We start from the raw sequence: 22,039 nt of genomic DNA on the forward strand, positions 1-22,039 counted from the left end.
CAGCCCGAGCGAACACGTTTCGACTCGCTAAATAGGAACGGACACCATTTAACTTAACGGGCCGAAACGTGTTCGGCCAACCTGGGGCTTCCGCTTAGCTACACTATGGGACTATGCCGGAAAAGCACCGTCATAATCCCCCAGCTAGGCTAATGCTCAGCCCCAACCCGGTTGACCTCACAGGCTAACAAAAAAAGACGCCCAAGCATCAGCTTGCGGCGTCCATCAAATTGTTGTCATTATTAAATTAAGATTTAGCAACTTGGGCAAAGTGGCTGGCGTACCATTCATCCCAGTCTAATGCGGGATTACCACTTTCAAAGTACTTTTGATCCAAGCGGTCAATCAAGTTGAGGTAGTCTTGATAAGAAAAGTCAACACTGTCAGTTAGCCGTTGGGCCTTGGTCATGAAGCGGGACAAATTCATGTGTTCGTTAATGTCGGTCATAAAGTTGACGACATCATAGTTAGACATTAACTCAAGATTGTTAGCATCAAACAGACGTTGATAAAACTTGGCAAAGTCTTCAACGGCCTTGCGTTGTAAGCTACCATTCAGTTGAGTAATTGATAATTGAGCATCATCATTCACGATGCGGTTCCTCCTTAGTATTGCACGCTACCAGTTAAAATTAGGGTTAAATTTAAAACGGTTGCAACCAAATTGCTTTGGTTTGCGCTACAATTTAATTATGGCACGATGTCGGATAGCTCGCAAGCAATTAAAGGGTGGAATCAACGCGAAACCACGGCCTTTAGTGGCAAAAATATTAAAATTGTAGTACGATAGGTGAACTATCACTAATCAAGCACGATAGATAAATTAGTTGAGGTGAAGGATATTCATGACCCCCATGAAGGAAGATTATTTAAAAATTATTTTCGAACTTGGCGGTACAAAGAAAAAGGTGTCCAATAAGCAGATTGCATTAAGCTTGGACATTGCGGCCGGTTCAGTGACTGAAATGGTCGGTAAACTGGTACAAGAAGGTTTAGCTAAGCACACCCCGTATGCTGGGATTTCATTAACTAAAAAAGGTATTCGTTATGCCGAAACCTTGGTTCGTAAGCATCGAATTTGGGAAGACTTTTTAGTTGATAAGTTAGGCTACGATTTACCGGATGTGCATACTGAAGCCGAAGTTCTGGAACACGTCACTAGTGAACGATTAGTCGATTCACTAGAAAGCTTCTTAGATCATCCCACCCATTGTCCACACGGTGGTGCAATCCCAGACAAGGATGGTCATTATCAAGAAGATAGCCATACCGCTTTAGCAGATGCTGAAGATGGTAGTGAAGTCGTGATTGAACGGTTCATTGACAATCATGATTTGTTAGTTTATTTACACGACATTACATTGGAAATTGGTCAAACGGTTAAAGTGGTTAAACATGATCCGTTTGAAGGCCCCGTAACGATTGAAGTTGAAAAGACCGGCCAACAAATCCCAGTTAGCTACAAAGCGGCCCACAATATTTTTGTTAAATGATGTGAAATATTCGGAATATCCTGAACAAATTTACCATTTTGACGATTGATATTCTGATTTTTTTATTGCGCCATAAAGAAATTTAGCGAATTCGTGTGATTAGCTATCCTTTTCAAAAACAATATGCTACAATTACTCTTGTAGCTTGGTTAGGTAATTTTGGTCAGATCGTTTCAATAAACTATCCCCATTTGCACCGAATCATGATATACATTAATTTATATGTGCAAAAAAGCACTAGGAGGATTTTTTATTATGGAACATGGAACAGTTAAATGGTTTAACGCCGATAAAGGTTTTGGTTTTATTACTCGCGAAAACGGTAGCGATGTATTCGTACATTTCTCAGCTATCCAAGAAGACGGCTTCAAGACTCTTGAAGAAGGCCAAGCTGTAGCATTCGACGTTGAAGAAAGCGATCGTGGCCCACAAGCAGTTAACGTTACTAAAGACTAATTAACAGCTTAAACGGCTAATTTCTAAGTGATTAGAAATTATAAACCGACTAACGGAAGCAATTTCGTTAGTCGGTTTTTTTATGCACATTTTTTGAGAAAAAAGACTAGGCGCCACGTCACTTTTAGCTTAAAGTTAAGCTATAAAGTTTTGAGAAGAGGTGGGTACCGTGATGACCACGGACGAATTAATTATTGCCACATGTTTAAAGGCAGGACAGATCATGGTGGAAAATGGCTCAGAAATTTCGCGGGTCGATGATACGATGTTGCGAATTGCACAAAATGCTGGTGTGACTGGGGCGAATACTTATGTCACGATTACAGGGGTTATGATGTCGATTCAAGGTAGAAATGCCACTCAGATTGCGGCGATTAATAAGCGCACGATTGACTTAGAGAAGGTGTCACAAGTCAATCAACTGTCACGCTCTTGCGGCCCACCAAATTGATTTACCAACCTTACATGCGCAATTAGGCCAACTGGACCGGGCCTCACGCTCATTTCCGTTATGGCTGCAACTCGTTGGGGCGGCTTTGGTTAGTGGGCCGTTGATGATCATGTTCCGACATGAAGTGGTGAATACATGGCCTACCGTTGTGATTGGGATTTTAGGGTACTTAGTCTTCTATTTATTAAATCGTTATTTAAAAATCAAGTTTCTCAGTGAATTGGTGGCGGCCTTAACGATCGGTTTTACCGCTGAATGGGCCGTGATGCTCGGGTGGGGAACGAATATCAATGACATTATTATTGGGGCTTTGATGCCGCTCGTGCCCGGGGTCCCGTTGACCAATGCAGTCCGAGATATTTTAGCTGGTAACTTTGTCAGTGGTCCAGCGCGAGCGGTGGAAGCTTTGATTAGTGCGGCTGCGCTGGGATTTGGCATCGCCGTTGTGATTACGCTATTTTAGGAGGAGTAGGCATGGCAATTATTGGTCAATTGGCGTTAGCCTATGTGGCCGTCCTGGGATTTGGGCTAATTATCAATATTCCGAGGCGCGCTTTAAATATTGCAGGGTGGATTGGGACCTTAACGTGGGGGTTTTATTTGATCGTGCAAGCGTTTGATGGTGGCGTGGTCTTAGGCAGCTTTATTGGGTCATTAGGTATTGGGGTTTTAAGCAATTTTGCGGCGCATTATAAAAAGATGCCCTCGATTATTTTTAACATTCCTAGTTTGGTGTCATTTGTGCCGGGGAGTCAGGCGTACCAAATGGTTCGTAACTTTGCGTTAAGCAATTATTTAACGGCCGTTGGCTTCATGTTACAAGTCGTGATGATAACTGGGGCGATTGCACTAGGTTTTTTGATTGCCGAATTAACCAATCGCTTGATTGCATTTTGTCGACAGCAGTGGGTTCGGTTAAAACAGGATTGATCAGCTTTAAAATTAAACGCCAAAAAAGGCCACTGCGAAGTTGTTGTTCGCAGTGGCCTTTAGTTATGATCTATTTGTTGGCGTATTTTTTACCTGTCGTGGCAGCCTTTAAATCTAAGGACTTGCGTAAGACATTAGTGACACGTTGTTTTTCTTTTTGAGAAACGACTTCAAATGATTGACCATCAATCATCTTACCAGTCCCTTGAGCATGGTCAGAAACGATGTTCTTGGTTGCTGTCCGGTAATTAGCAACGATACTAGTTAAATTACTGAAGGTTAAATCAGTCCGCGTTTCTTTAGCAAGCGACTTCAAGAAGTCTTGCTTCATCAAGTTTGTGGCGTTGGTTCCTTCACTAATGATAGCGGTGATCAATTGCCGTTGCCGTTGTTGTCGACCGTAGTCACCGAGTGGATCATCGTAACGCATCCGTGAGTAAGCTAAGGCCTTGGCACCGTTCATATGCGTCTTCGAGCCCTTAGTAAAGTGATAGCCTTCATACGTAAAGGTCCGAATTGGGGTGATATCGACACCGCCGACTTCGTTGACAACTTTCTTCATCCCACCCATGTTGATCAAGGCATAATAATCAATTGGGACATTCAGCCATTTTTGAACGGTCTTGATCGTCGTACCAGCGCTCCCATAAGCATAGGCAGCGTTCAACTTAGCTGGGAAGTCTTGTTCAAAACCAGAAATGGCCACTTCAGAATCTCGTGGGAGACTCATTAAGGTAGTCGTCTTGGTTTTAGGATTAATCGTGGCTAAAATAATCGTATCTGTTCGGCCTTTATAATTCCGACCGAGCGCCCCAGTATCGGTCCCGAGTAACAAAATCGAAACAGGCTTTTTTCCATTTAAAATAGCACTAGTATTCCGCGATTTTTTAATCCCACTACTTTGATAGACGATTTTAGCAGCATTTTTAGCGTTTAAATACGTCCGCGCGGCAAACGCACCAATCCCAACGAGCAACACCGCGATAACAACTAAAATAATATTACGCACGGGGTGTTTTTTCTTAGGGCCACCACCCTTGGGACTTTCCTGATGCATTTGTGACCTGCTTGGCATATCTTCCATGAACATTTCCTCCATTGGTTATGTAAAGACTACCCATAGTTTAGCATTTTTCCCCATTAACCGAAACTTAATTTAATTTCGTGAAAAATACCGAATAATTCCTAAGGCAGTTCTAATCATAACTGTTTTTATAAAAAAATGCGGTAAAAAGATGATTTCTTTGCGATATTTTAATGTTAAGTTACGAATTGGCGGTGATGCTGCGGGTTTTTAAAGTGATATGGTATAATTTAGTCAATTGCTAAATTAATGGGGGTTCTTGTCTTGATGATCGATAAGTCGCGTAGTCGGCCGATCAAGTTTGTAATTGCCGTCATCTTGTTCGCTTATTTAAGTTACTTTATTAGCGATGGCGCAATTGGAATTGATTTGTTAGATGCAGGGGTGACATCCATTGTCACCATTCAAACTAACGGCTTCTTTACTGGGCTGTTTACCGTGATTTCATGGCTCGCTTCACCGGGGCGCGATATCATGTGGATGATCATCCTCGCGTTTTTGTTGTATGGGTTTAAATATAAAATCCAAGCATTTTGGTCGCTGGTGTTATTAGCTGGTGGCAATATCTTAGGGTTTATCTTTAAACACTTAGTCGCACGGTCACGGCCCATTGGCCATTCTGCTAGTGATACTGGTTACAGTTATCCTAGTGGTCACGTGCTTGGGACCTTTTTGATTGTCGCGGTCATTGTCATCTTTATTGTCCCCGAACTTGAAAATTATCGGCTTGCTGACGCAATTCAAGCGGTCAGTGTTATTTGGTTGATTTTGGTCATGATTTCGCGGGTTTACTTGTCAGCCCATTACCCGACAGATACGGTTGGGGCCGTTTTACTCGGTTGGTGGTGGCTTGAAGTGATGGAATGGCTGTACGTGTTATATGCTCGCAAACTATTACAGTGGCGGTTATTTTATCGCTCGTACTTATAATATAGAAGAAAAGTCGTTACTGGCAGTTGTCAGTAACGACTTTTCTGTTAGGCTATCAAGCTTGGTGCCAGTTGTGTAAACATTCTAGTGCTAGGGTGAGCCAATGAGCCGCGTGCGGTTGATTGGCATCGGGCTTCCAAGCGGTTTGGGCATTGGCTAAGGCCAAGCCGTGTGGGCCGTGTTGGAAAACGTGGAGTTCATATGGAATTTTGGCCGTCGCTAGCGCTGTCGCATAAGCAAGCGCGTTTTGCGATGGGACGATGGGATCATCAGCGGTGACCCAAATGAAGGTTGGCCGATTATGGGCGTTAACGTGTTGTTCGGCTGCCATGGTTTGTGGCTCAGTGGTCCATTGGGCCAAAGTAGCATCATCTTTAGGAAAACCAAGCAATGGGCTGATGACCGGATAGCCGAGAATCACATTGGCAAGTTTTAAGTCAGCCGGGTCCGCGTTTAAATGAGTAGCGACTTGATCATGCCAATAATCGTTATACAGCGCAACGATGTGGCCGCCAACACTAAAGCCGGCTGCGGTAATTTGATCAGGATCAATTTGCCAGTCGGCGGCATGTTGATGGAGTAGCTGAACAGCCAAACCTAATTCCCAAACGGGATTGAGTTCTAAGGGTTGGTGGTCACTGACAAAGGAATAATCTAAGTAAAAAGCTTGAAACCCATGACCAGCAAATGCCAAAGCTAAGCTTTCAGCTTGTTGCGTCGGAATATGGGTATAAGACCCACCAGGAACGATAATGATTGCGGGAAGCTGTGTCAGATGAGCATTGGCATCTGGATCCCGCAATAAGCCGACGAGTTGAACATTCGGGTCGGCTAATTTTTGTTGAATCACTTGCATGCAATCACCTCAATTGATATTGTTGATATAGGTTATTATAACGCTAAGAAGGGCGGGACTAAAATGCAACTGGCAACGACGACTTCACAACAAGAACAGCTCCAATTGCGACCATTTACGCCAGCCGATGTGACGGATTATTTTGAAATCGTTCAAAATCGCGACATTGCGGTGAGTGCTGGATTCACCCCAGTCAATCGATTAATGGAAGCCCAATATTTGTTGAGCCGTCAATTGAATCAGCCGCAAGTTTTTGCTTTGGTCTTGATGACAACTGGTAAGGTGATCGGTAGTGTGGGACTATATGAACGGATGAATTCACATGGTGAACCAGCACCGTCACAACTGGATTTGGGTTATATGTTGAATGCCGCGTATTGGCAACATGGTTATATGACAGCTGCAGTTCATTTAATTCGCGATTATGGCTTTGATACCTTACAATTAAAGCGGTTAACGGCAAGTTGTTTAGTGTCGAATACCGCATCGCGCTTGATTTTGGAACATGCTGGATTTGAACAATATGACCAGGTGACCCACCCCCGCTACGCCCAATTTGGGGCCGGTCAAACGGAACTCTTTTTTGAGTGTCTACCGCCTCGGTCGAGTAGAGGGGATGAAGTCGATGCAGCTCACGAAGTCATTTGAACAAGCGGCGTGTATCTTAGTGCTACTGGCGACACAACGGCCGGATGTGCCACTAACGTCCGATGCGATTCATGCACGGATTGGTGGCTCGGCTACTTATTTACGCAAAATCATGCGTAAGTTGGTCTTAGCTGAGTTGGTGGCGTCAACGAGTGGCAACAATGGTGGCATGCAATTGGCACGACCAGCTGAGCGCATTACCATCAAAGATGTGGTGCTTGCGATTGAAGGACCGGTGCACACGTTCCCAGACCTTGGTTACTTCGATCAAGTTTTTAAAGATGTTGAACCCGTGGCCGATGAAGGGACCAAAGTGGTGAATGCGATTTTTTCACAGGCTGATCAACAGTGGTTAGCTTTTTTGGGACAGCAAAAACTAGCGACTTTAATTAAAGAATTACTAGCGGTACCGCAGATTCCGGTCTTAGACTGGAATAATCAAACTGAAGATAAGATGGCGGTTTTAAATCACTTATTGACCCATTTGCGGGCTAGTAAGTGAGTAGTCGTACAAAGTTCGCTAAAATTGTATGCGGTTTCGGTTGATTTGATTGATAGCACTAGGCTTTGGTTGAAATCAGTCTCATAAACTTTTTTCACAAGTGCCAAATGCCTGTTATTACTAGTATTTCTGTGTTATTCTAACATTACTTTTCACAAACAGGAGCGAAATCAATGGCAGATAAAAAGTATTACGGCGCCGACGCCATCGTCGACAGCCTTGCAAATCACGATGTTAAATACGTCTTCGGGATTCCCGGGGCGAAAATCGACCGGGTCTTTGAACGGTTGGATCATCCCGTTAATCCGAAGGCACCTAAGTTAATCGTGACGCGGCATGAACAAAACGCCGCCTTTATTGCGGCTGGTATTGGTCGAATCACTGGGAAACCAGGGGTCGTGATGACGACTTCTGGTCCTGGTGCCAGCAATTTAGCCACTGGCTTAGTGACGGCGACCGCGGAAGGCGATCCCGTATTAGCTATTTCAGGGCAAGTTCAACGGGCCGATTTATTACGGTTGACCCATCAAAGTATGGATAATGCGGCGCTCTTTGAACCAATTACGAAATATAGCGCTGAAGTGCAAGAACCTGAAAATGTGTCTGAAGTCATTGCGAATGCGTATCAAGAAGCGATGGCTGCTAAGCAAGGGGCCAGCTTTGTCAGTGTGCCACAAGATGTGACTGATTCAGTTGTGCAAACGTCTGTTTTAACGCCGATTCAAGCGCCTAAATTAGGCCCTGCTAGTCCAGTTGAAGCCACGTTATTGGCCCAAAAAATTAAAGCGGCTAAATTACCCGTCTTGTTAGTCGGGATGCGCGCTTCTTCACCTGAAGTCACGCAAGCCATTCGGAACTTAGTGACGGCGGCCAACTTACCCGTTGTCGAAACCTTCCAAGCAGCTGGGGTCATCTCGCGTGACTTGGAAGCCCAACACTTCTTTGGTCGGGTGGGCTTGTTCCGGAACCAACCGGGTGACATGTTATTAAAGAAGTCTGATTTAGTTATCGCCATTGGCTATGACCCAATTGAATATGAACCACGTAACTGGAATGCTGAAGGTAAATCGCGCATTGTGGTGATTGATGCCATGCGCGCTGAATTAGACCATAACTTCCAACCAGAAACAGAATTAGTCGGTGATATCGCCCAAACCCTCGATTTTTTGTTACCATATATGCAAGGGTATGATATTAGTGATACCGCGAAGACCTATCTTGGTGAATTACAAGAACGCCTACAAACACGGGATTTTGTACCAAATATCGATGAAAACTCGAACTTAAATCACCCCTTATCAGTGATTGCGGCATTGCAACAACGGGTCACTGATGACATGACGGTGACCGTGGATGTCGGTAGTTTCTATATTTGGATGGCCCGGCATTTCCGGAGCTACGAACCACGGCATTTGCTCTTTAGTAATGGGATGCAAACGCTAGGGGTCGCCTTACCATGGGCGATTGCCGCTGCCTTGGTGCGGCCAAACACGCAAATTGTGTCGGTCGCTGGTGATGGTGGCTTCTTATTCTCCGGTCAAGAACTCGAAACGGCCGTCCGGTTGAACTTAAACATCGTGCAATTGATTTGGAACGATGGTCATTACGATATGGTCAAATTCCAAGAAGAGATGAAGTATGGGCAGTCAGCGGCAGTCGATTTTGGACCGGTGGACTTTGTTAAGTACGCTGAAAGCTTTGGCGCTACGGGCTTACGGGTTGAACAACCAAGTGACTTAGAAGCCGTCTTAGACCAAGCTTTTGCAACTGATGGTCCCGTCGTCGTTGATATTCCAATTGATTACTCTGATAATCAGGCACTCGGCCAAACGATGTTACCTGATCAATTCTACTAAAATTGAAGAAGAAGGCTAACTAATGGCAACAACAGGATTGTATCAACATAGTACCGTAGCAGCGCTTAAAGCAGGGGTGACTGCTGGTAATCAAACATTGGCAACGTTATTAACGCATGGTGACACTGGGATTGGCACGGCTGATCGAGCAGCTGGCGATGTGACGATTTTAGATGGGCAAGCCTATCAATCACAAGCTAACGGTAAGACCAAAGCCTTGGCCAGTTCAGCTAAAATCCCATTTGCAATGTTACATGCCAATGAGCCGACGATTGAACAAACGTTTGAAAATGTTGATTACCGCGTGTTTGAACAACAACTTTTATCGTTGTATCCATACAAAAACTTGCTTGTCGCACTGCGGGTAACCGGGACATTTACGACCGTTGATTTATCGGTAAAACGGGCGGAACCAGCTGCTGATGATAGTACTTATCGCCAATTTACGGGTCATAACGTGACCGGGACGTTGGTGGGGTATTATGTCCCGACAGTCTATCACGGCGTCACTCAAACGGGTTTTCATTTACACTTTTTGAATCAAGATAAAACGTTTGGTGGTCATGTAACGGGCTATCGGATTGATACGGGCTTAGTCCAATTACAAGCCTTAGCTAGTCTTCAAGTCGTGGTGCCGACCCACGACACGGAATTTTTAAATCGTCGGCAATAGGTTGTCAAAGATAAATTGATTTTGTATAATGATTGAGTATATCGAAAGAAGAGGACGCGACCAACATCAGTCGTCCAACCAAGATGGATAATCATCAATGCGGTTGGATAAAAGGGGCGGTTGCCGAAATTGGCGAAGGATTATCACTTTAGCCGGTTGGGCCTTGGTTGAATAAATCAAGGACTGTCGCAATTCAAGAAGGAATTGCGGGGCGCTATCGACGATGAAATCAGGCATTAGGTTATCAATCTGATTAAAGTCTTTTTGCGCAGTTTGCAAAAGGACTTTTTATTTTGGTCACTGATCAACTGAATCGGTGTGAACACTTTTAGATATAAATCAGTTTTTTGGAGGTTGCCAAAATATGGCAGAAGAACAACAACATGAAGTGAAGCGGTCGCTTGAGACCCGCCATCTCTCCATGATTGCATTAGGTGGTAGTATCGGGACCGGGCTATTTGTCGCGTCTGGTTCAGCAATTTCAACGGCCGGCCCTGGGGGCGCTTTGTTAGCCTATGTCGGTATCGGGATCATGGTTTATTTCTTAATGACTAGTCTCGGAGAAATGGCGACGTATTTGCCAGTTTCAGGGTCATTTTCAACTTATTCAACGCGCTTTGTTGATCCAGCCTTAGGATTTGCAATGGGCTGGAACTATTGGTTTAACTGGGCGATTACGTTAGCCGTTGATATTAGTACGGCCGCAATCGTGATGCAATTTTGGTTGCCGTCCGTCCCAGGCTGGGTCTTCAGTCTGATTGCGTTAGTGTTGATCTTTACGATCAATGCGTTATCGGTCCGGTCGTTTGGGGAAACGGAGTATTGGTTATCCTTGATCAAGGTCGTGACCGTCTTAGTTTTCTTAGTGATCGGGGTCTTAACGATTTTCGGAATCATGGGTGGTCATGCCACTGGGTTGCATAACTTTACGACGGGTAAAGCCCCATTTGTAGGTGGGATTCCAACCATTTTGAGTGTTTTCGTTGTGGCTGGGTTCTCATTTCAAGGGACCGAATTGATCGGAATTACGGCTGGTGAATCAGCAACGCCTGAAAAGAGTATCCCGGCAGCCATTAAACAAGTTTTCTGGCGAATCTTACTCTTCTATATCTTGGCCATTTTTGTGATCGCGGCGATTATTCCTTATACGTCAAAAGACTTATTAGGGTCATCAGCTAGCGATATTGCAATCAGTCCATTTACGTTAGTCTTTAAGCGAGCTGGTTTAGCCGCGGCAGCTAGTGTGATGAACGCGGTTATCTTAACGTCAGTCTTGTCAGCAGCTAACTCTGGGATGTATGCGTCGACGCGGATGCTATATTCCTTGTCCTTACAAGGTTATGCCCCAAAGACGTTTGGACGGGTCAACCGGCGTGGAATTCCAATTATGGCGTTATTAGGGACGACGTTTATCGGTTTATTAACGTTCCTATCAAGTCTGTTTGGTGATCGAATTTACATTTTCTTAGTGTCTGCGAGTGGCTTGACCGGGTTTATCGCGTGGTTAGGTATTGCGATTTCGCACTTGCGCTTCCGACGCGCCTTCATTAAACAAGGTCATGATTTGAGTGAACTTCGGTATCATGCCAAGTTATTCCCATTTGGGCCATTGTTTGCGTTCTTCTTATGTATGGTCGTTATCATTGGCCAAGATTTGCATTCGTTTGCCACGCTTGATTGGCAAGCTATCGGGGTCACTTATATGAGTATCCCATTGTTCATTATCTTGTTTGTCTATTATAAGATTCGTTACCATACGAAGATGGTGCCATTGGATAAAGTTGATTTAACAAAACATTCACACGAAAAAGATTAATCAAGTTGATTAAGCGCTAGGCAATTTTGCCAAGCGCTTTTTTCGTGCGAGTGTTATGATAAGCGCTATTAGTGATGCAAAGGGGTCATAAAATGGAAAAAACAGCATTAGTGATTATCGATTTACAAGCTGGTTCTCGTTGGCTAGCCAAGCATCTATTTCGGCAGGCGGGGCCATTAGACTTTCAAACCTTAGTGGCGAACAATCAACAGTTAATGACACGATGGCAAGCAGCTGGACTACCCGTTATCGTTGTCACCATGCAGCCAACACTATTATCAGCGGGCTTGCAAGCCCGATTTAGCCGATCGCTATTACAAACTAATCAATTAAAAGCTGTCACTTACGTTAAAAAAACGCGGCCGAGTGCGTTTAGTAATCCGCATTTATTACCTGCTTTGCAAGCTGCGGGGGTTCAACGGGTGGTGGTCAGTGGTTTTACGTTAGACAATGGGGTGCGTAAGACGGTTAGCGATGCGCAAGCGGCCGGCTTGACCGCCGTTGTCTTGCGTGATGCCACGATTGCGCGGTCAACAAAATTATTTCCATCAATGGTCGCAACCTTTGATAACGTGATGACGACAACCCAATTATTAGCAGAATTGTAAGTTTGAATTTGACGATTTGCCGAAAATGTTACAAAATAATTAAGATAACACCAAATATTAGTGGTTAGTTCTATTTAGCCATGTAGGTATGTTACGCTGGCGTTGAAAGGCAGAGAGAAGACATGTTTAGAAAGACAGTTTTAAAGGGGTTGGCATTAGTCAGCATGGTCGGGTTATTGAGCGGCTGTGCGACTTCTAATGCAAGCAGTAAGTCCAGTAGTTCCAGCAGTCAGAAAACGACCAAGACGGAAACTAAGCGGCAAAAGTTGATTAGTGAATTACCAAAGGGCGTAAAGTCGACTGATAGTGAGCTAATTGTGGTTAACAAGTGGCATAAGCATAACGAGTTAACGTTTAGCAAATCAACCGTTAATGGTATTACCGTCCGCAGTTCCATCGTCAAACCATTGACCGCCTTTTTAAATGGCGCGAAAAAAGCGGGTTATCCCGCGACTTTAGTTTCAGGTTATCGCTCCGTTCAATACCAAAAAGAAGTTTGGAATGAATCGATTGAAAACTATGAAGCCCAAGGTAAGACGGAAAAACAAGCGTTGAAGTTAACCAAAGAATACGTGGCCATTCCGCGCGGGAGTGAACATCAGACTGGTTTGGCAGCTGATATTATGAATACCAACTGGTTTGACTCGCACAACAGTCAGTTGTTGTCCTCATCTGACAAAGCTAAGGGCCAACAATGGTTGATTAAGCATGCCCCTGATTATGGGTTTGTCTTACGCTTTACAAAGAGTGGGACTAAATCAACCGGGATCGATTATGAATCATGGCATTTCCGTTATGTTGGTAAAAAGAGTGCGGCCTTTATGACCAAACATAACTTAACTTTGGAACAATATGTCTCCTTATTAAAAGCACGTGAAGCGGCTAAAAAGTAATTTTGTAACCAGATATTGCATTTTAGCTAGGGTGTGCGTACAATATGTAGTGTTGCTTTAATTCAATTAGACGAAAAATTGTACGTTAAAAGGAGAGAACCCCATGCTTGTAATGTCAGGAACAATTGGTGCCGGTAAGACCAGTTTAACTAACTTAGTAGCCGATCACTTCGGTTCTAAAGCGTTTTACGAATCAGTCGACGACAATCCAATTTTGCCGTTATTTTATAAGGACCCAAAGAAATATGCCTTCTTACTCCAAATCTATTTCTTAAACAAACGGCTTGGTAGTATCAAGTCAGCGTTTGCCAATGATTTAGATGTTTTGGATCGGTCGATTTTTGAAGATTCCTTATTATTCCATTTAAATGGTGACTTAGGTCGGGCGACGAGTACTGAAGTTGATATTTATGACTCATTATTAACTAACATGATGCAAGAATTGCCAGAAGCCCCCCACCAAAAGAGTCCTGACTTATTGATCCATATCAACATTTCGTTTGAGACGATGTTGAAACGGATTCAAAAGCGTGGTCGTTCTTATGAACAAATTGACCAAGATCCAACATTATACAAGTATTATCAAACCTTGAACGATCGCTATACCGCTTGGTATGCCAATTACGATCATAGTCCAAAGATGCAAATCGATGGCGATGAATTAGACTTTGTGGCCGATCCAGCTGCCCGCAAACAAGTGATTCAAATGATCGATGATAAGGTTGCTAGCTTAAGCTAGTTGCCTTTTAAGGCGACATGCCTTATAGTAATAGCAGAATATGAAACACGGCGCGTTTTAAGTAGACCCGCAGAGAACCGGTGGTTGGTGTGAATCGGTGGTCGAAACTCCGGCGCGACAAAGTGGGCAGGTAATACTGCACGGCAGAGCCGTTATCCGTTTTAAGGGTGGGATTTTTGATAATCCTGAACTTGGGTGGTACCGCGAATCGCAGTCTCTTCGTCCCAATATGGGAGGAGAGACTGTTTTTTTATCCAAATTCAAGGAGGAACTACCATATGTTAGATGTTAAAATGATTCGTCAACAACCAGATTTTGTTAAAGAACAACTTGGCCACCGTGGTGTTGCGGCTAGTCAAATTGATGATTTAATCAAAGCCGATGCTGATCGGCGGGATTTAATCGCGAAGAGTGAACAACTTAAATCCACGCGGAACCAAGTTTCGGGTGAAATTTCACAATTAAAGCGAAATAAAGAAGATGCTAGTGCCCAGATTGCAGAAATGCAAAAAGTGAGTGCTGAGATCAAGCAACTAGACGATGATCGGCGTAAAGCTGATGCCCAAGTGCAAGACATGGCAGCGCATTTGCCAAATATGCCCCATCCTGATGTACCAGTGAGCTTAAAAGAAGAAGATGCGGTTGAATTACGGCGCATCGGCACACCACGTCAATTTGACTTTGAACCTAAAGCCCATTGGGAACTTGGCGAATCTTTAGGTATCTTAGACTTTGAACGGGGCGCCAAAGTTTCTGGTAGCCGGTTCTTATATTACATCGGCGATGGGGCTAAGTTGGAACGGGCCGTTTACAACTTCTTCTTAGATCAACATGAAGCTGAAGGTTACACCGAAGTCTTACCACCATATATGGTGACAGACGAATCGATGTATGGAACAGGCCAATTCCCTAAGTTTAAGGATGACGCCTTCCGGATTACAACACAAGATTTGAGCTTGATTCCAACGGCTGAAGTGCCATTGGTAAACTACTATCGTGATGAAGTGATTCCAGCTGAAAAGTTGCCAGTTTACTTTACCGCCTTATCACCAGCCTTCCGAGAAGAAGCTGGGAGTGCTGGTCGTGATACGAAGGGCTTGATTCGTTTACATCAATTCAACAAAGTTGAAATGGTTAAATTCACGAAGCCTGAAGACTCATGGGATGAACTTGAAAAGTTGACCAACAATGCAGAATCATTATTGAAGAAGTTGGGGTTACCATACCACGTAATCACGTTAACGACCGGGGACATGAGCTTTACGGCCGCAATGACCCATGACTTGGAAGTTTGGTTCCCAGAACAAAGCAAGTATCGTGAAATCTCAAGTTGTTCGAACTGTACTGATTTCCAAGCACGTCGGGCCCATATCCAATACCGGGACGATGATGGCAAGCTTCAATTCGTACACACGTTGAACGGGAGTGGGTTAGCCGTTGGTCGGACTGTTGCTGCGATTATGGAAAATTACCAAAATGAAGATGGTACGATTACGATTCCAGATGTATTAGTCCCTTACATGCATGGTAAAACTAAAATTGAAAAACAAGCTTAATTGTGGCTTGCTTTGGAAGACGACCTTAGTTGGTGGTCTTCTTTTTTATTGGTTTGATGTTTGTTCAAAATAAATAATGGGTATAGTTGCATATATTATGCCTAAATGTAGGCAAATTTTTGTTACTTGGACTAGCTGAACATCGGTATAGGCGCAAAGGTAGAGTTGAAATAGTTGCTAAAATTGTGATTTTGAGGATCTTATTTTGAAAGATATAGATACTGTAATTGCTGATATAAAAGGGTTCTTGAGCAAAGTAAGTACCGTAATAAAAGTTATTTCAACTTTTTTGCCAAAAAAGGTTTGCTTAATCGGTTTCCAGTGCTATAATATTTCTTGTCGGAAAAATAGAAATTTTCATTCATTGAAAAAGAATATTTATCCAAGAAATTTAAAAATATGTTGACAATTATTCATCACCATGATAAAGTTAAATAGTTGTCAAAAGGCATAACAAGTAAGAACTGTTAGTAAGCGACAACAGGCATGCATGATTTAAGATCATGCGGGTGTGGCGGAACTGGCAGACGCGCTAGATTTAGGTTCTAGTGTCTTACGACGTGGGGGTTCGAGTCCCTTCACCCGCACTTACATGCCGACTTAGCTCAGTTGGCAGAGCATCTCACTAGTAATGAGGAGGTCGGAGGTTCGAATCCTCTAGTCGGCATTTACAATTGAATATTACATTTGCGGAAGTAGTTCAGTGGTAGAACATCACCTTGCCATGGTGGGGGTCGCGGGTTCGAATCCCGTCTTCCGCTTTTAATTTGCCGGGGTGGCGGAATTGGCAGACGCACAGGACTTAAAATCCTGCGGTTAGTGATAACCGTACCGGTTCGATCCCGGTCCTCGGCATTTTAATTTGCACCCATAGCGCAATTGGATAGAGTGTCTGACTACGAATCAGAAGGTTGTAGGTTCGACTCCTACTGGGTGCATTGGTATCGGGAAATAGCTCAGCTTGGTAGAGCACCTGGTTTGGGACCAGGGGGTCGCAGGTTCGAATCCTGTTTTCCCGATCGATTATAAACAGTCTTAGTTAATTTTAACTAGGGCTTTTTGTTTAAATTTTTAACGGGAAGTAGCTCAGCTTGGTAGAGCACTACGTTCGGGACGTAGGGGTCGCAGGTTCAAATCCTGTTTTCCCGATCAAAGCAACGGTCGAAAGGTTCATCCTAATGGGATGAACCTTTTTTGTTGTCATTTAGTTAGTACCAGTTAAATGAAAATAAAGCCGATTTTTTCTGAAGAAAGCTCAGAATATGTTCAGTGAAACTAACTAGTTACGGTCTAACTGGGGTGGTAAGTTTATAGCATCAACTATCAAAGAAGGCTTGTCCCATGCAAAAAGAATTAACCGCAGCAAGTAAAGTCCCATTAATTACCGGGCTATTTTGGCTCGCAAAAATGATTTCTACCGGGTTAGGTGAATCGTTGTCAGATTACTCGAGTCAAATTTTTGGTCAACAGAATGGTAATCTTGGTGAGTGGTTTACCGTTGGCTGGTCCTTGAGTTTATTTGCCATTTTTCTCACCTTGCAAATGCGTTCGAAACGTTATCGTCCATTATACTATTGGTTGTCAGTAGCACTATTAGCTGTTTTTGGTACTTTCTCAGCAGATACACTGAAGTCAATTACTGGGCTCCATTATTTGGAAACCACGTTGATCTTTGGCGGGTTACTCTTGGCTAGTTTTGGGGCTTGGTATTTAAAAGAACATGATTTGTCGATTCATCATATTACAACGGCTACTAATGAAGGGTTTTATTGGGTGACGGTTGCCTTTTCCTTCATGTTAGGGACCGCTGCTGGTGACTGGTTGGCGACTGCCCGTTCTGGTGGTTATAATGTTGATCCTACTGGTTTGGGATTAGGATTTTTAAACACTGGCTTGATTTTAGGGGCTTTATTCTTACTGCTCTTGGCTTATCGGGCTTGGGGCAAACCACGCTTGAATAGCGGACTGGAGATCAGTAGTTTCTGGTTAGCGTATATTTTAACCCGGCCGGTTGGTGCCAGCTTTGCTGATTACTTTGGCTATGACTTTGCAGGTGGCGTTTTAGGTAACTTGGGCATGTCACTGATTTGGCTCGTTGCTTTTACGGTTGTGTTAACGGTGATTATCCGTTTGGATCAAAAACAACAATTGGTTTTAACTGAAGATGCGGCTTAGACCTATCTGTTACATCAAACGTCGTCTGCTAACTGGCAGGCGACGTTTTGCTGGTCCGGCAGTAGTCGAAATATGATATCGCGGTGGCTTGTAGCCGATACAGCTTGATCATGAGATACCATAGCCCTGAAAATCATTGGTTTTTGACTGACTGCTTGGTTAGCCCTTAAGCGCGTTATTTTGCAAAGGTCAGCTTACTAGCCGGTCATTTTAAGCCAGGCTTAGTTCAATCAATTGAAAGCCAACCGTGAGCGTGCTATGCTGGAACAACCGTGGGGGAGCTGTTCGCAGCGGCCGCTTAGGTGAAATTCTTTGCATTTTCGAATTATCCTCGTATAATGAAAGTCAATATTAGTCAAAGATTATGTAAAGGGTGATACAGATGCAAAGTCAAAATATCTCCGATATCATCGAAAAATATTTAAAAAGTATTTTGGCGGACGCTGAGCACGTTGAAATCCGACGATCCGAAATCGCGGATCTCTTCAACGTGGTGCCTTCCCAAATTAACTATGTGATTAAGACCCGCTTTACCATCCAAAATGGTTACTTAGTTGAAAGTAAACGTGGCGGTGGGGGCTATATCCGCATTGAAAAAGTTAACTTGTTGGATGATGCTGATGTGTTAGACACCCTGATTCAGGTGATTGGCGATTCAATCACCCAACGGGATGCCTACGCAGTCGTTCAGAGTCTCTACGAAGATGGTGTCTTGAACCGCCGAGAGGCCCAATTGATTTTAGTTGCGACAGATCGCAATACCCTCGGGGTTGACGATCATGATTTGGAAAACAGCTTACGGGCGCGGATCATTATTGGAATCTTGAATCATTTACGCTATGAAAGCTAAAGAAAGCGAGGAATCGCAATGGATAACCTATTTACCCCGAGTGCCAAAAGTGTCTTAGTCTTGGCTCAAGAACAGGCCAAGTATTTTAAGCATCAAGCAGTTGGCACGGAACATTTATTATTAGCATTGGCCATCGAGAAGAATGGGATTGCCAATAAAGTTTTACAACAATATGCGGTTACCGAAGATGATATTCGTGAAGAAATCGAACGGTTTACCGGTTATGGCACTTTAAGCAATGTCGGCAAGGATACCTATTTGCCATATTCACCAAAGGCCAAAGAAATTTTGTCCGTGGCTGGTGATGAAGCCAAACGGTTAGGCGCTAATAAAATTGGGACGGAACATTTATTGTTGGCAATGCTATCCGACGAAAGTATCCTGTCCTCGCGTATTTTAATGAATTTAAACTTAGACTTGGGTCAAACACGGAAAGTTGTCTTACGTAAATTAGGCGTCAGTGATGCCATGAATAAACGTAAGGGGACGCAAAACAATCGTGGCGCCAAGCAAGCTGAAGGTACGCCAACTTTGGATTCCTTAGCTCGAGACTTGACCCAATTGGCTAGTGAAAAAGCCATGGACCCAGTTGTTGGCCGCTCTAAAGAAGTCAAACGGGTCATTCAGATCTTGTCACGCCGGACGAAAAATAACCCCGTTTTAATTGGGGAACCTGGTGTGGGGAAGACGGCGATCGCTGAAGGTTTAGCGCAAAAGATCGTTGCTGGTGATGTCCCAAGTGATATGGCGGACAAACGGTTGATGATGCTCGATATGGGGTCATTAGTTGCTGGTACGAAGTATCGTGGTGAATTTGAAGATCGGTTGAAGAAAGTGATCGATGAAATTTACAATGATGGGCATGTCATCTTGTTCATTGATGAATTGCATACTTTAATTGGTGCTGGTGGTGCTGAGGGGGCAATTGATGCCTCTAACATCTTGAAGCCAGCCTTGGCTCGTGGTGAACTACAAACCATTGGGGCCACGACTTTAAATGAATACCAAAAGTATATTGAATCTGATGCTGCTTTGGAACGTCGCTTTGCAACGGTCATGGTTGATGAACCAACTGAGGATGAAGCCGTTGAAATCTTAACCGGATTACGACCACGCTATGAAGCGCACCATCATGTCAATATTACGGATGAAGCTGTCAAGCAAGCTGTTGCGTTATCAAGCCGTTATATTAGTGACCGATTCTTGCCAGATAAGGCGATTGATCTTATGGACGAAGCTGCTGCAAAGGTGCGTATCGACCAAATGGATCAACCTAATAAGATGTCCAAGAATATGGATAAGCTCACAACATTACGGCAACAAAAGGAAACAGCCATCGAAGATCAAGATTTCGAACAAGCGGCAGAAATCCGTAAGCAAGAAATGAAATTAAAGCAACGCTTAGATAAGTTGCAAGCTGATCATGATGCCGAAGCGGCGGCTGGTGAAGCGCCACAATACAGTTTACAGGTCACGGGCGAAGATATTGCCCAAGTGGTTGCTGAATGGACGGGTGTGCCATTGACCCAGTTGCAAAAGTCTGAAAGTGAACGACTCGTGAACTTAGAGAAGATTTTGCACCAACGTGTTGTTGGTCAACCAGAAGCTGTTTCCGCAGTGGCCCGAGCGATTCGGCGGGCCCGTAGTGGGTTGAAAGATCCGAGCCGACCAATTGGTTCCTTTATGTTCTTAGGACCAACTGGGGTTGGGAAGACTGAATTAGCCAAGGCTTTAGCCCAAGCAATGTTTGGGTCTGAAGACAACATGATTCGAATTGATATGTCTGAATATATGGAACGCTATTCAACAAGTCGCTTGATCGGGTCAGCCCCCGGTTATGTGGGTTATGATGAAGGTGGTCAATTGACCGAAAAGGTTCGTCAAAAGCCTTACTCCGTTGTCCTATTTGATGAAGTTGAAAAAGCCCATCCAGATGTATTCAATATCTTGTTACAAGTCTTAGATGACGGGTATTTAACCGATTCTAAGGGGCGTAAAGTGGACTTCCGGAATACGATTTTAATCATGACATCTAACTTAGGGGCCACGACCTTACGGGATGAAAAGTCGGTTGGGTTTGGCGCTGAAGATAAGGCTAATGATTACAAGGCTGTTTCGGCCACGATTCATGAAGAATTGCGGAAAGCCTTCCGACCAGAGTTCTTGAATCGAATCGATGAAACCATTGTCTTCCATTCCTTGGATCGCGAAGAACTCCACGAAATTGTCAAGTTGATGGCTAAAGAGATCGTTGATCGGGTTGCTCAACAAGGCATCAAGATCAAGATTACGCCAGCTGCAATCGATGTGGTGGCTAAAGCCGGCTTTGACCCAGAATATGGGGCACGACCAATTCGGCGGGCCTTACAAACTGAAGTTGAAGATCGGTTGAGTGAAGCCTTATTAACTGGTGAAATCAATGTTGATGATCAAGTTACGATTGGGGCCAGCAAAGGCGTTATTACCATTAATGTTAAAAATCAAGCACCAACTACCGATGGCCGTTCGACGGTGTCATCGAAGTAAGGTGTCAAATGAAGCATGAAGAAGCCGTAAGCAATTGCTTGCGGCTTCTTTATGATGTGTAAAAGCAAACGCTTTATTATAGTAGGAAAGTATCGTCATCAGTTGAATAAGTCACTTTTGATTTTGGGTGAAAATGAAAGCGTTACTCGCCTTGATGCGCCAAATGGTGTAAATTATATAAAGGAGTACTTTGGAAGGAAGATGATTTTATGGTAACGCGTGCGGAACAACTCGCCAAGACGCACCAAGCAATCTTAGATGCCGCCCGAGAGTTATTTTTAAAGCATGGTTATGCAGCTACTAGTACGCGGGATATCGCTAAAGCGATTGGCATTACCCAACCGGCTTTATATCATCACTTTGATGATAAAGAAGTGATCTTTTTAGCGGTGATTACCACGGTCGGGGCTGAGATTAAAGCGGGCATGCAAACGATTCTGGCGGATACGACCCAAGCACCGCTGGAACAATTGACTGAGATATCATTACTTTTAACACATAAACATCCAGCGGATATCTTTACGCTGATTCATACGAGTTTTAAAGAATTATCACCAACCCACATGCGCCAACTTGGTGGGGTCTTCATGCAAGACTATGTGCAGCCGTTGCAGCAGTTCTTTGAACAAGCTGACTTGCCGTTACAAGCGGGGGTCACACCGGCGATGGCCGCCAATTTTTACTTAACGAGTTTGAGCCCGTTGTTTAATAGCTTCCATCAAATCGGTGATCCGAATGCTGATGAACGGACGCAAGTGCAAACCTTGTTGAAGATGATTTTATATGGCATTGCTCAAGCGACACCAACTGAATAAGTTCAAAAGGTTATGGGTTGACACGCCTGGGTGTGTGTTGTATAGTATAGCTTGTCTGTAACCGTGAACTCGAACAAATGCGCAATCTATTGTCTGCGCGATTTGTTAATATAAATCCAAAAATAGCCAACTTAAATGACTATTTTTGGTTTTTTTATGCCTAAAATTCGGGTTAAAACGCA

At 43.9% G+C, this 22,039-nt stretch carries 20 protein-coding genes, 7 tRNA genes, 1 pseudogene and 1 riboswitch; of the genes and pseudogenes, 25 read left to right on the plus strand and 3 right to left on the minus strand.

What is annotated here, in order from left to right; all coding sequences use genetic code 11:
• Positions 1–247 precede the first annotated feature (247 nt).
• Entirely contained in the window at positions 248–592 is a 345-nt protein-coding gene (locus FFM75_RS07125; protein WP_137628500.1) for a hypothetical protein, read from the minus strand.
• 253 nt (positions 593–845) lie between these two features.
• Here FFM75_RS07125 and FFM75_RS07130 point away from each other — a divergent pair, with 253 nt between their 5' ends.
• The 4 genes and pseudogenes from FFM75_RS07130 to FFM75_RS07145 all read left to right on the plus strand — a co-directional run bounded on the left by FFM75_RS07130 (position 846) and on the right by FFM75_RS07145 (position 3,330).
• Positions 846–1,493, plus strand: a complete 648-nt coding sequence (locus tag FFM75_RS07130) for a metal-dependent transcriptional regulator (protein WP_137628501.1) — start codon at positions 846–848, stop codon at positions 1,491–1,493.
• Positions 1,494–1,748: 255 nt separating this feature from the next.
• Positions 1,749–1,949, plus strand: coding sequence for a cold-shock protein (locus tag FFM75_RS07135; protein ID WP_024624485.1), 201 nt, complete (start codon positions 1,749–1,751; stop codon positions 1,947–1,949).
• 172 nt (positions 1,950–2,121) lie between these two features.
• Positions 2,122–2,863, plus strand: a pseudogene (locus FFM75_RS07140) (threonine/serine exporter family protein).
• An 11-nt stretch (positions 2,864–2,874) separates the two neighbouring features.
• Positions 2,875–3,330, plus strand: coding sequence for a threonine/serine exporter family protein (locus tag FFM75_RS07145; protein ID WP_137628502.1), 456 nt, complete (start codon positions 2,875–2,877; stop codon positions 3,328–3,330).
• Positions 3,331–3,400: 70 nt separating this feature from the next.
• Here the strand turns inward: FFM75_RS07145 and FFM75_RS07150 are convergent, their stop codons facing one another.
• On the minus strand, positions 3,401–4,414 hold the full coding sequence (locus FFM75_RS07150) for an LCP family glycopolymer transferase (protein ID WP_137628503.1): 1,014 nt from the start codon (positions 4,412–4,414) through the stop codon (positions 3,401–3,403).
• A gap of 267 nt (positions 4,415–4,681) precedes the next feature.
• On the opposite strand from FFM75_RS07150, the gene FFM75_RS07155 reads away from it, so the two are divergent.
• The gene (locus FFM75_RS07155) at positions 4,682–5,344 is read left to right on the plus strand and encodes a phosphatase PAP2 family protein (protein WP_137628548.1); all 663 of its coding nucleotides are present in this window, start codon (positions 4,682–4,684) and stop codon (positions 5,342–5,344) included.
• Positions 5,345–5,399: 55 nt separating this feature from the next.
• On the opposite strand, the gene FFM75_RS07160 is transcribed toward FFM75_RS07155, so the two are convergent.
• Positions 5,400–6,200 (minus strand): lp_1002 family arylesterase, encoded by an 801-nt coding sequence (locus tag FFM75_RS07160; protein ID WP_137628504.1) that lies wholly within the window; start codon positions 6,198–6,200, stop codon positions 5,400–5,402.
• A 63-nt stretch (positions 6,201–6,263) separates the two neighbouring features.
• Between FFM75_RS07160 and FFM75_RS07165 the strand changes: the two genes are divergently transcribed.
• From FFM75_RS07165 to FFM75_RS07260, 20 genes are all read left to right on the plus strand, one after another.
• Positions 6,264–6,848 carry a GNAT family N-acetyltransferase gene (locus tag FFM75_RS07165; protein ID WP_137628505.1) on the plus strand — a complete coding sequence of 195 codons (585 nt, stop codon included), beginning with the start codon at positions 6,264–6,266 and terminating at the stop codon, positions 6,846–6,848.
• The gene (locus FFM75_RS07170) at positions 6,826–7,350 is read left to right on the plus strand and encodes an Rrf2 family transcriptional regulator (RefSeq protein WP_137628506.1); all 525 of its coding nucleotides are present in this window, start codon (positions 6,826–6,828) and stop codon (positions 7,348–7,350) included. The genes FFM75_RS07165 and FFM75_RS07170 overlap by 23 nt, the downstream gene beginning before the upstream one ends.
• Before the next feature lie 173 nt (positions 7,351–7,523).
• Entirely contained in the window at positions 7,524–9,206 is a 1,683-nt protein-coding gene (gene alsS, locus FFM75_RS07175) for an acetolactate synthase AlsS (protein ID WP_137628507.1), read from the plus strand.
• Between the two features lie 22 nt (positions 9,207–9,228).
• The gene (locus FFM75_RS07180; protein WP_137628508.1) at positions 9,229–9,879 is read left to right on the plus strand and encodes an acetolactate decarboxylase; all 651 of its coding nucleotides are present in this window, start codon (positions 9,229–9,231) and stop codon (positions 9,877–9,879) included.
• 40 nt (positions 9,880–9,919) lie between these two features.
• Positions 9,920–10,104, plus strand: a riboswitch (Lysine riboswitch).
• A 139-nt stretch (positions 10,105–10,243) separates the two neighbouring features.
• Positions 10,244–11,695, plus strand: coding sequence for an amino acid permease (locus FFM75_RS07185; RefSeq protein WP_137628509.1), 1,452 nt, complete (start codon positions 10,244–10,246; stop codon positions 11,693–11,695).
• 92 nt (positions 11,696–11,787) lie between these two features.
• Positions 11,788–12,303 carry a cysteine hydrolase family protein gene (locus FFM75_RS07190; RefSeq protein WP_171001454.1) on the plus strand — a complete coding sequence of 172 codons (516 nt, stop codon included), beginning with the start codon at positions 11,788–11,790 and terminating at the stop codon, positions 12,301–12,303.
• Positions 12,304–12,425: 122 nt separating this feature from the next.
• Complete coding sequence (locus FFM75_RS07195; protein WP_137628511.1) at positions 12,426–13,196, plus strand: M15 family metallopeptidase; 771 nt, start codon at positions 12,426–12,428, stop codon at positions 13,194–13,196.
• A gap of 103 nt (positions 13,197–13,299) precedes the next feature.
• Positions 13,300–13,935 (plus strand): deoxynucleoside kinase, encoded by a 636-nt coding sequence (locus FFM75_RS07200; RefSeq protein ID WP_137628512.1) that lies wholly within the window; start codon positions 13,300–13,302, stop codon positions 13,933–13,935.
• Between the two features lie 278 nt (positions 13,936–14,213).
• Positions 14,214–15,491: a serine--tRNA ligase gene (serS, locus tag FFM75_RS07205; RefSeq protein ID WP_137628513.1), complete on the plus strand. Its 1,278-nt coding sequence runs from the start codon at positions 14,214–14,216 to the stop codon at positions 15,489–15,491.
• Between the two features lie 505 nt (positions 15,492–15,996).
• Positions 15,997–16,078 (plus strand) — tRNA-Leu (locus tag FFM75_RS07210).
• Between the two features lie 7 nt (positions 16,079–16,085).
• Positions 16,086–16,158: transfer RNA gene (locus FFM75_RS07215), tRNA-Thr, on the plus strand.
• A gap of 22 nt (positions 16,159–16,180) precedes the next feature.
• Positions 16,181–16,252 (plus strand) — tRNA-Gly (locus FFM75_RS07220).
• 8 nt (positions 16,253–16,260) lie between these two features.
• Positions 16,261–16,346: transfer RNA gene (locus tag FFM75_RS07225), tRNA-Leu, on the plus strand.
• A 9-nt stretch (positions 16,347–16,355) separates the two neighbouring features.
• Positions 16,356–16,429, plus strand: a tRNA-Arg gene (locus FFM75_RS07230).
• 7 nt (positions 16,430–16,436) lie between these two features.
• Positions 16,437–16,510: transfer RNA gene (locus tag FFM75_RS07235), tRNA-Pro, on the plus strand.
• Between the two features lie 56 nt (positions 16,511–16,566).
• A tRNA-Pro gene (locus tag FFM75_RS07240) sits at positions 16,567–16,640 on the plus strand.
• Positions 16,641–16,832: 192 nt separating this feature from the next.
• The gene (locus FFM75_RS07245; RefSeq protein ID WP_137628514.1) at positions 16,833–17,666 is read left to right on the plus strand and encodes a COG4705 family protein; all 834 of its coding nucleotides are present in this window, start codon (positions 16,833–16,835) and stop codon (positions 17,664–17,666) included.
• Positions 17,667–18,048: 382 nt separating this feature from the next.
• Positions 18,049–18,516, plus strand: a complete 468-nt coding sequence (locus tag FFM75_RS07250) for a CtsR family transcriptional regulator (RefSeq protein ID WP_137628515.1) — start codon at positions 18,049–18,051, stop codon at positions 18,514–18,516.
• A gap of 18 nt (positions 18,517–18,534) precedes the next feature.
• On the plus strand, positions 18,535–21,042 hold the full coding sequence (locus tag FFM75_RS07255) for an ATP-dependent Clp protease ATP-binding subunit (RefSeq protein WP_137628516.1): 2,508 nt from the start codon (positions 18,535–18,537) through the stop codon (positions 21,040–21,042).
• Between the two features lie 209 nt (positions 21,043–21,251).
• Positions 21,252–21,857 carry a TetR/AcrR family transcriptional regulator gene (locus FFM75_RS07260; protein WP_137628517.1) on the plus strand — a complete coding sequence of 202 codons (606 nt, stop codon included), beginning with the start codon at positions 21,252–21,254 and terminating at the stop codon, positions 21,855–21,857.
• Positions 21,858–22,039 lie beyond the last annotated feature (182 nt).

The sequence above is a fragment of the Lactiplantibacillus daowaiensis genome, assembly GCF_005405085.1.
GTDB classification, from domain to species: Bacteria; Bacillota; Bacilli; order Lactobacillales; family Lactobacillaceae; genus Lactiplantibacillus; species Lactiplantibacillus daowaiensis.

Bases quoted from the DNA above. Each gene is read 5' to 3' on its own strand.
- FFM75_RS07180 (WP_137628508.1), top strand. From the start codon at position 9,229: ATGGCAACAACAGGATTGTATCAACATAGTACCGTAGCAGCGCTTAAA.
- FFM75_RS07190 (WP_171001454.1), top strand. From the start codon at position 11,788: ATGGAAAAAACAGCATTAGTGATTATCGATTTACAAGCTGGTTCTCGT.
- FFM75_RS07135 (WP_024624485.1), top strand. From the start codon at position 1,749: ATGGAACATGGAACAGTTAAATGGTTTAACGCCGATAAAGGTTTTGGT.
- FFM75_RS07155 (WP_137628548.1), top strand. From the start codon at position 4,682: ATGATCGATAAGTCGCGTAGTCGGCCGATCAAGTTTGTAATTGCCGTC.
- FFM75_RS07130 (WP_137628501.1), top strand. From the start codon at position 846: ATGACCCCCATGAAGGAAGATTATTTAAAAATTATTTTCGAACTTGGC.
- FFM75_RS07250 (WP_137628515.1), top strand. From the start codon at position 18,049: ATGCAAAGTCAAAATATCTCCGATATCATCGAAAAATATTTAAAAAGT.
- FFM75_RS07245 (WP_137628514.1), top strand. From the start codon at position 16,833: ATGCAAAAAGAATTAACCGCAGCAAGTAAAGTCCCATTAATTACCGGG.
- FFM75_RS07145 (WP_137628502.1), top strand. From the start codon at position 2,875: ATGGCAATTATTGGTCAATTGGCGTTAGCCTATGTGGCCGTCCTGGGA.
- FFM75_RS07150 (WP_137628503.1), bottom strand. From the start codon at position 4,414: ATGGAAGATATGCCAAGCAGGTCACAAATGCATCAGGAAAGTCCCAAG.
- FFM75_RS07260 (WP_137628517.1), top strand. From the start codon at position 21,252: ATGGTAACGCGTGCGGAACAACTCGCCAAGACGCACCAAGCAATCTTA.
- serS (WP_137628513.1), top strand. From the start codon at position 14,214: ATGTTAGATGTTAAAATGATTCGTCAACAACCAGATTTTGTTAAAGAA.
- FFM75_RS07255 (WP_137628516.1), top strand. From the start codon at position 18,535: ATGGATAACCTATTTACCCCGAGTGCCAAAAGTGTCTTAGTCTTGGCT.
- FFM75_RS07195 (WP_137628511.1), top strand. From the start codon at position 12,426: ATGTTTAGAAAGACAGTTTTAAAGGGGTTGGCATTAGTCAGCATGGTC.
- alsS (WP_137628507.1), top strand. From the start codon at position 7,524: ATGGCAGATAAAAAGTATTACGGCGCCGACGCCATCGTCGACAGCCTT.
- FFM75_RS07170 (WP_137628506.1), top strand. From the start codon at position 6,826: ATGCAGCTCACGAAGTCATTTGAACAAGCGGCGTGTATCTTAGTGCTA.
- FFM75_RS07185 (WP_137628509.1), top strand. From the start codon at position 10,244: ATGGCAGAAGAACAACAACATGAAGTGAAGCGGTCGCTTGAGACCCGC.
- FFM75_RS07200 (WP_137628512.1), top strand. From the start codon at position 13,300: ATGCTTGTAATGTCAGGAACAATTGGTGCCGGTAAGACCAGTTTAACT.
- FFM75_RS07160 (WP_137628504.1), bottom strand. From the start codon at position 6,200: ATGCAAGTGATTCAACAAAAATTAGCCGACCCGAATGTTCAACTCGTC.
- FFM75_RS07165 (WP_137628505.1), top strand. From the start codon at position 6,264: ATGCAACTGGCAACGACGACTTCACAACAAGAACAGCTCCAATTGCGA.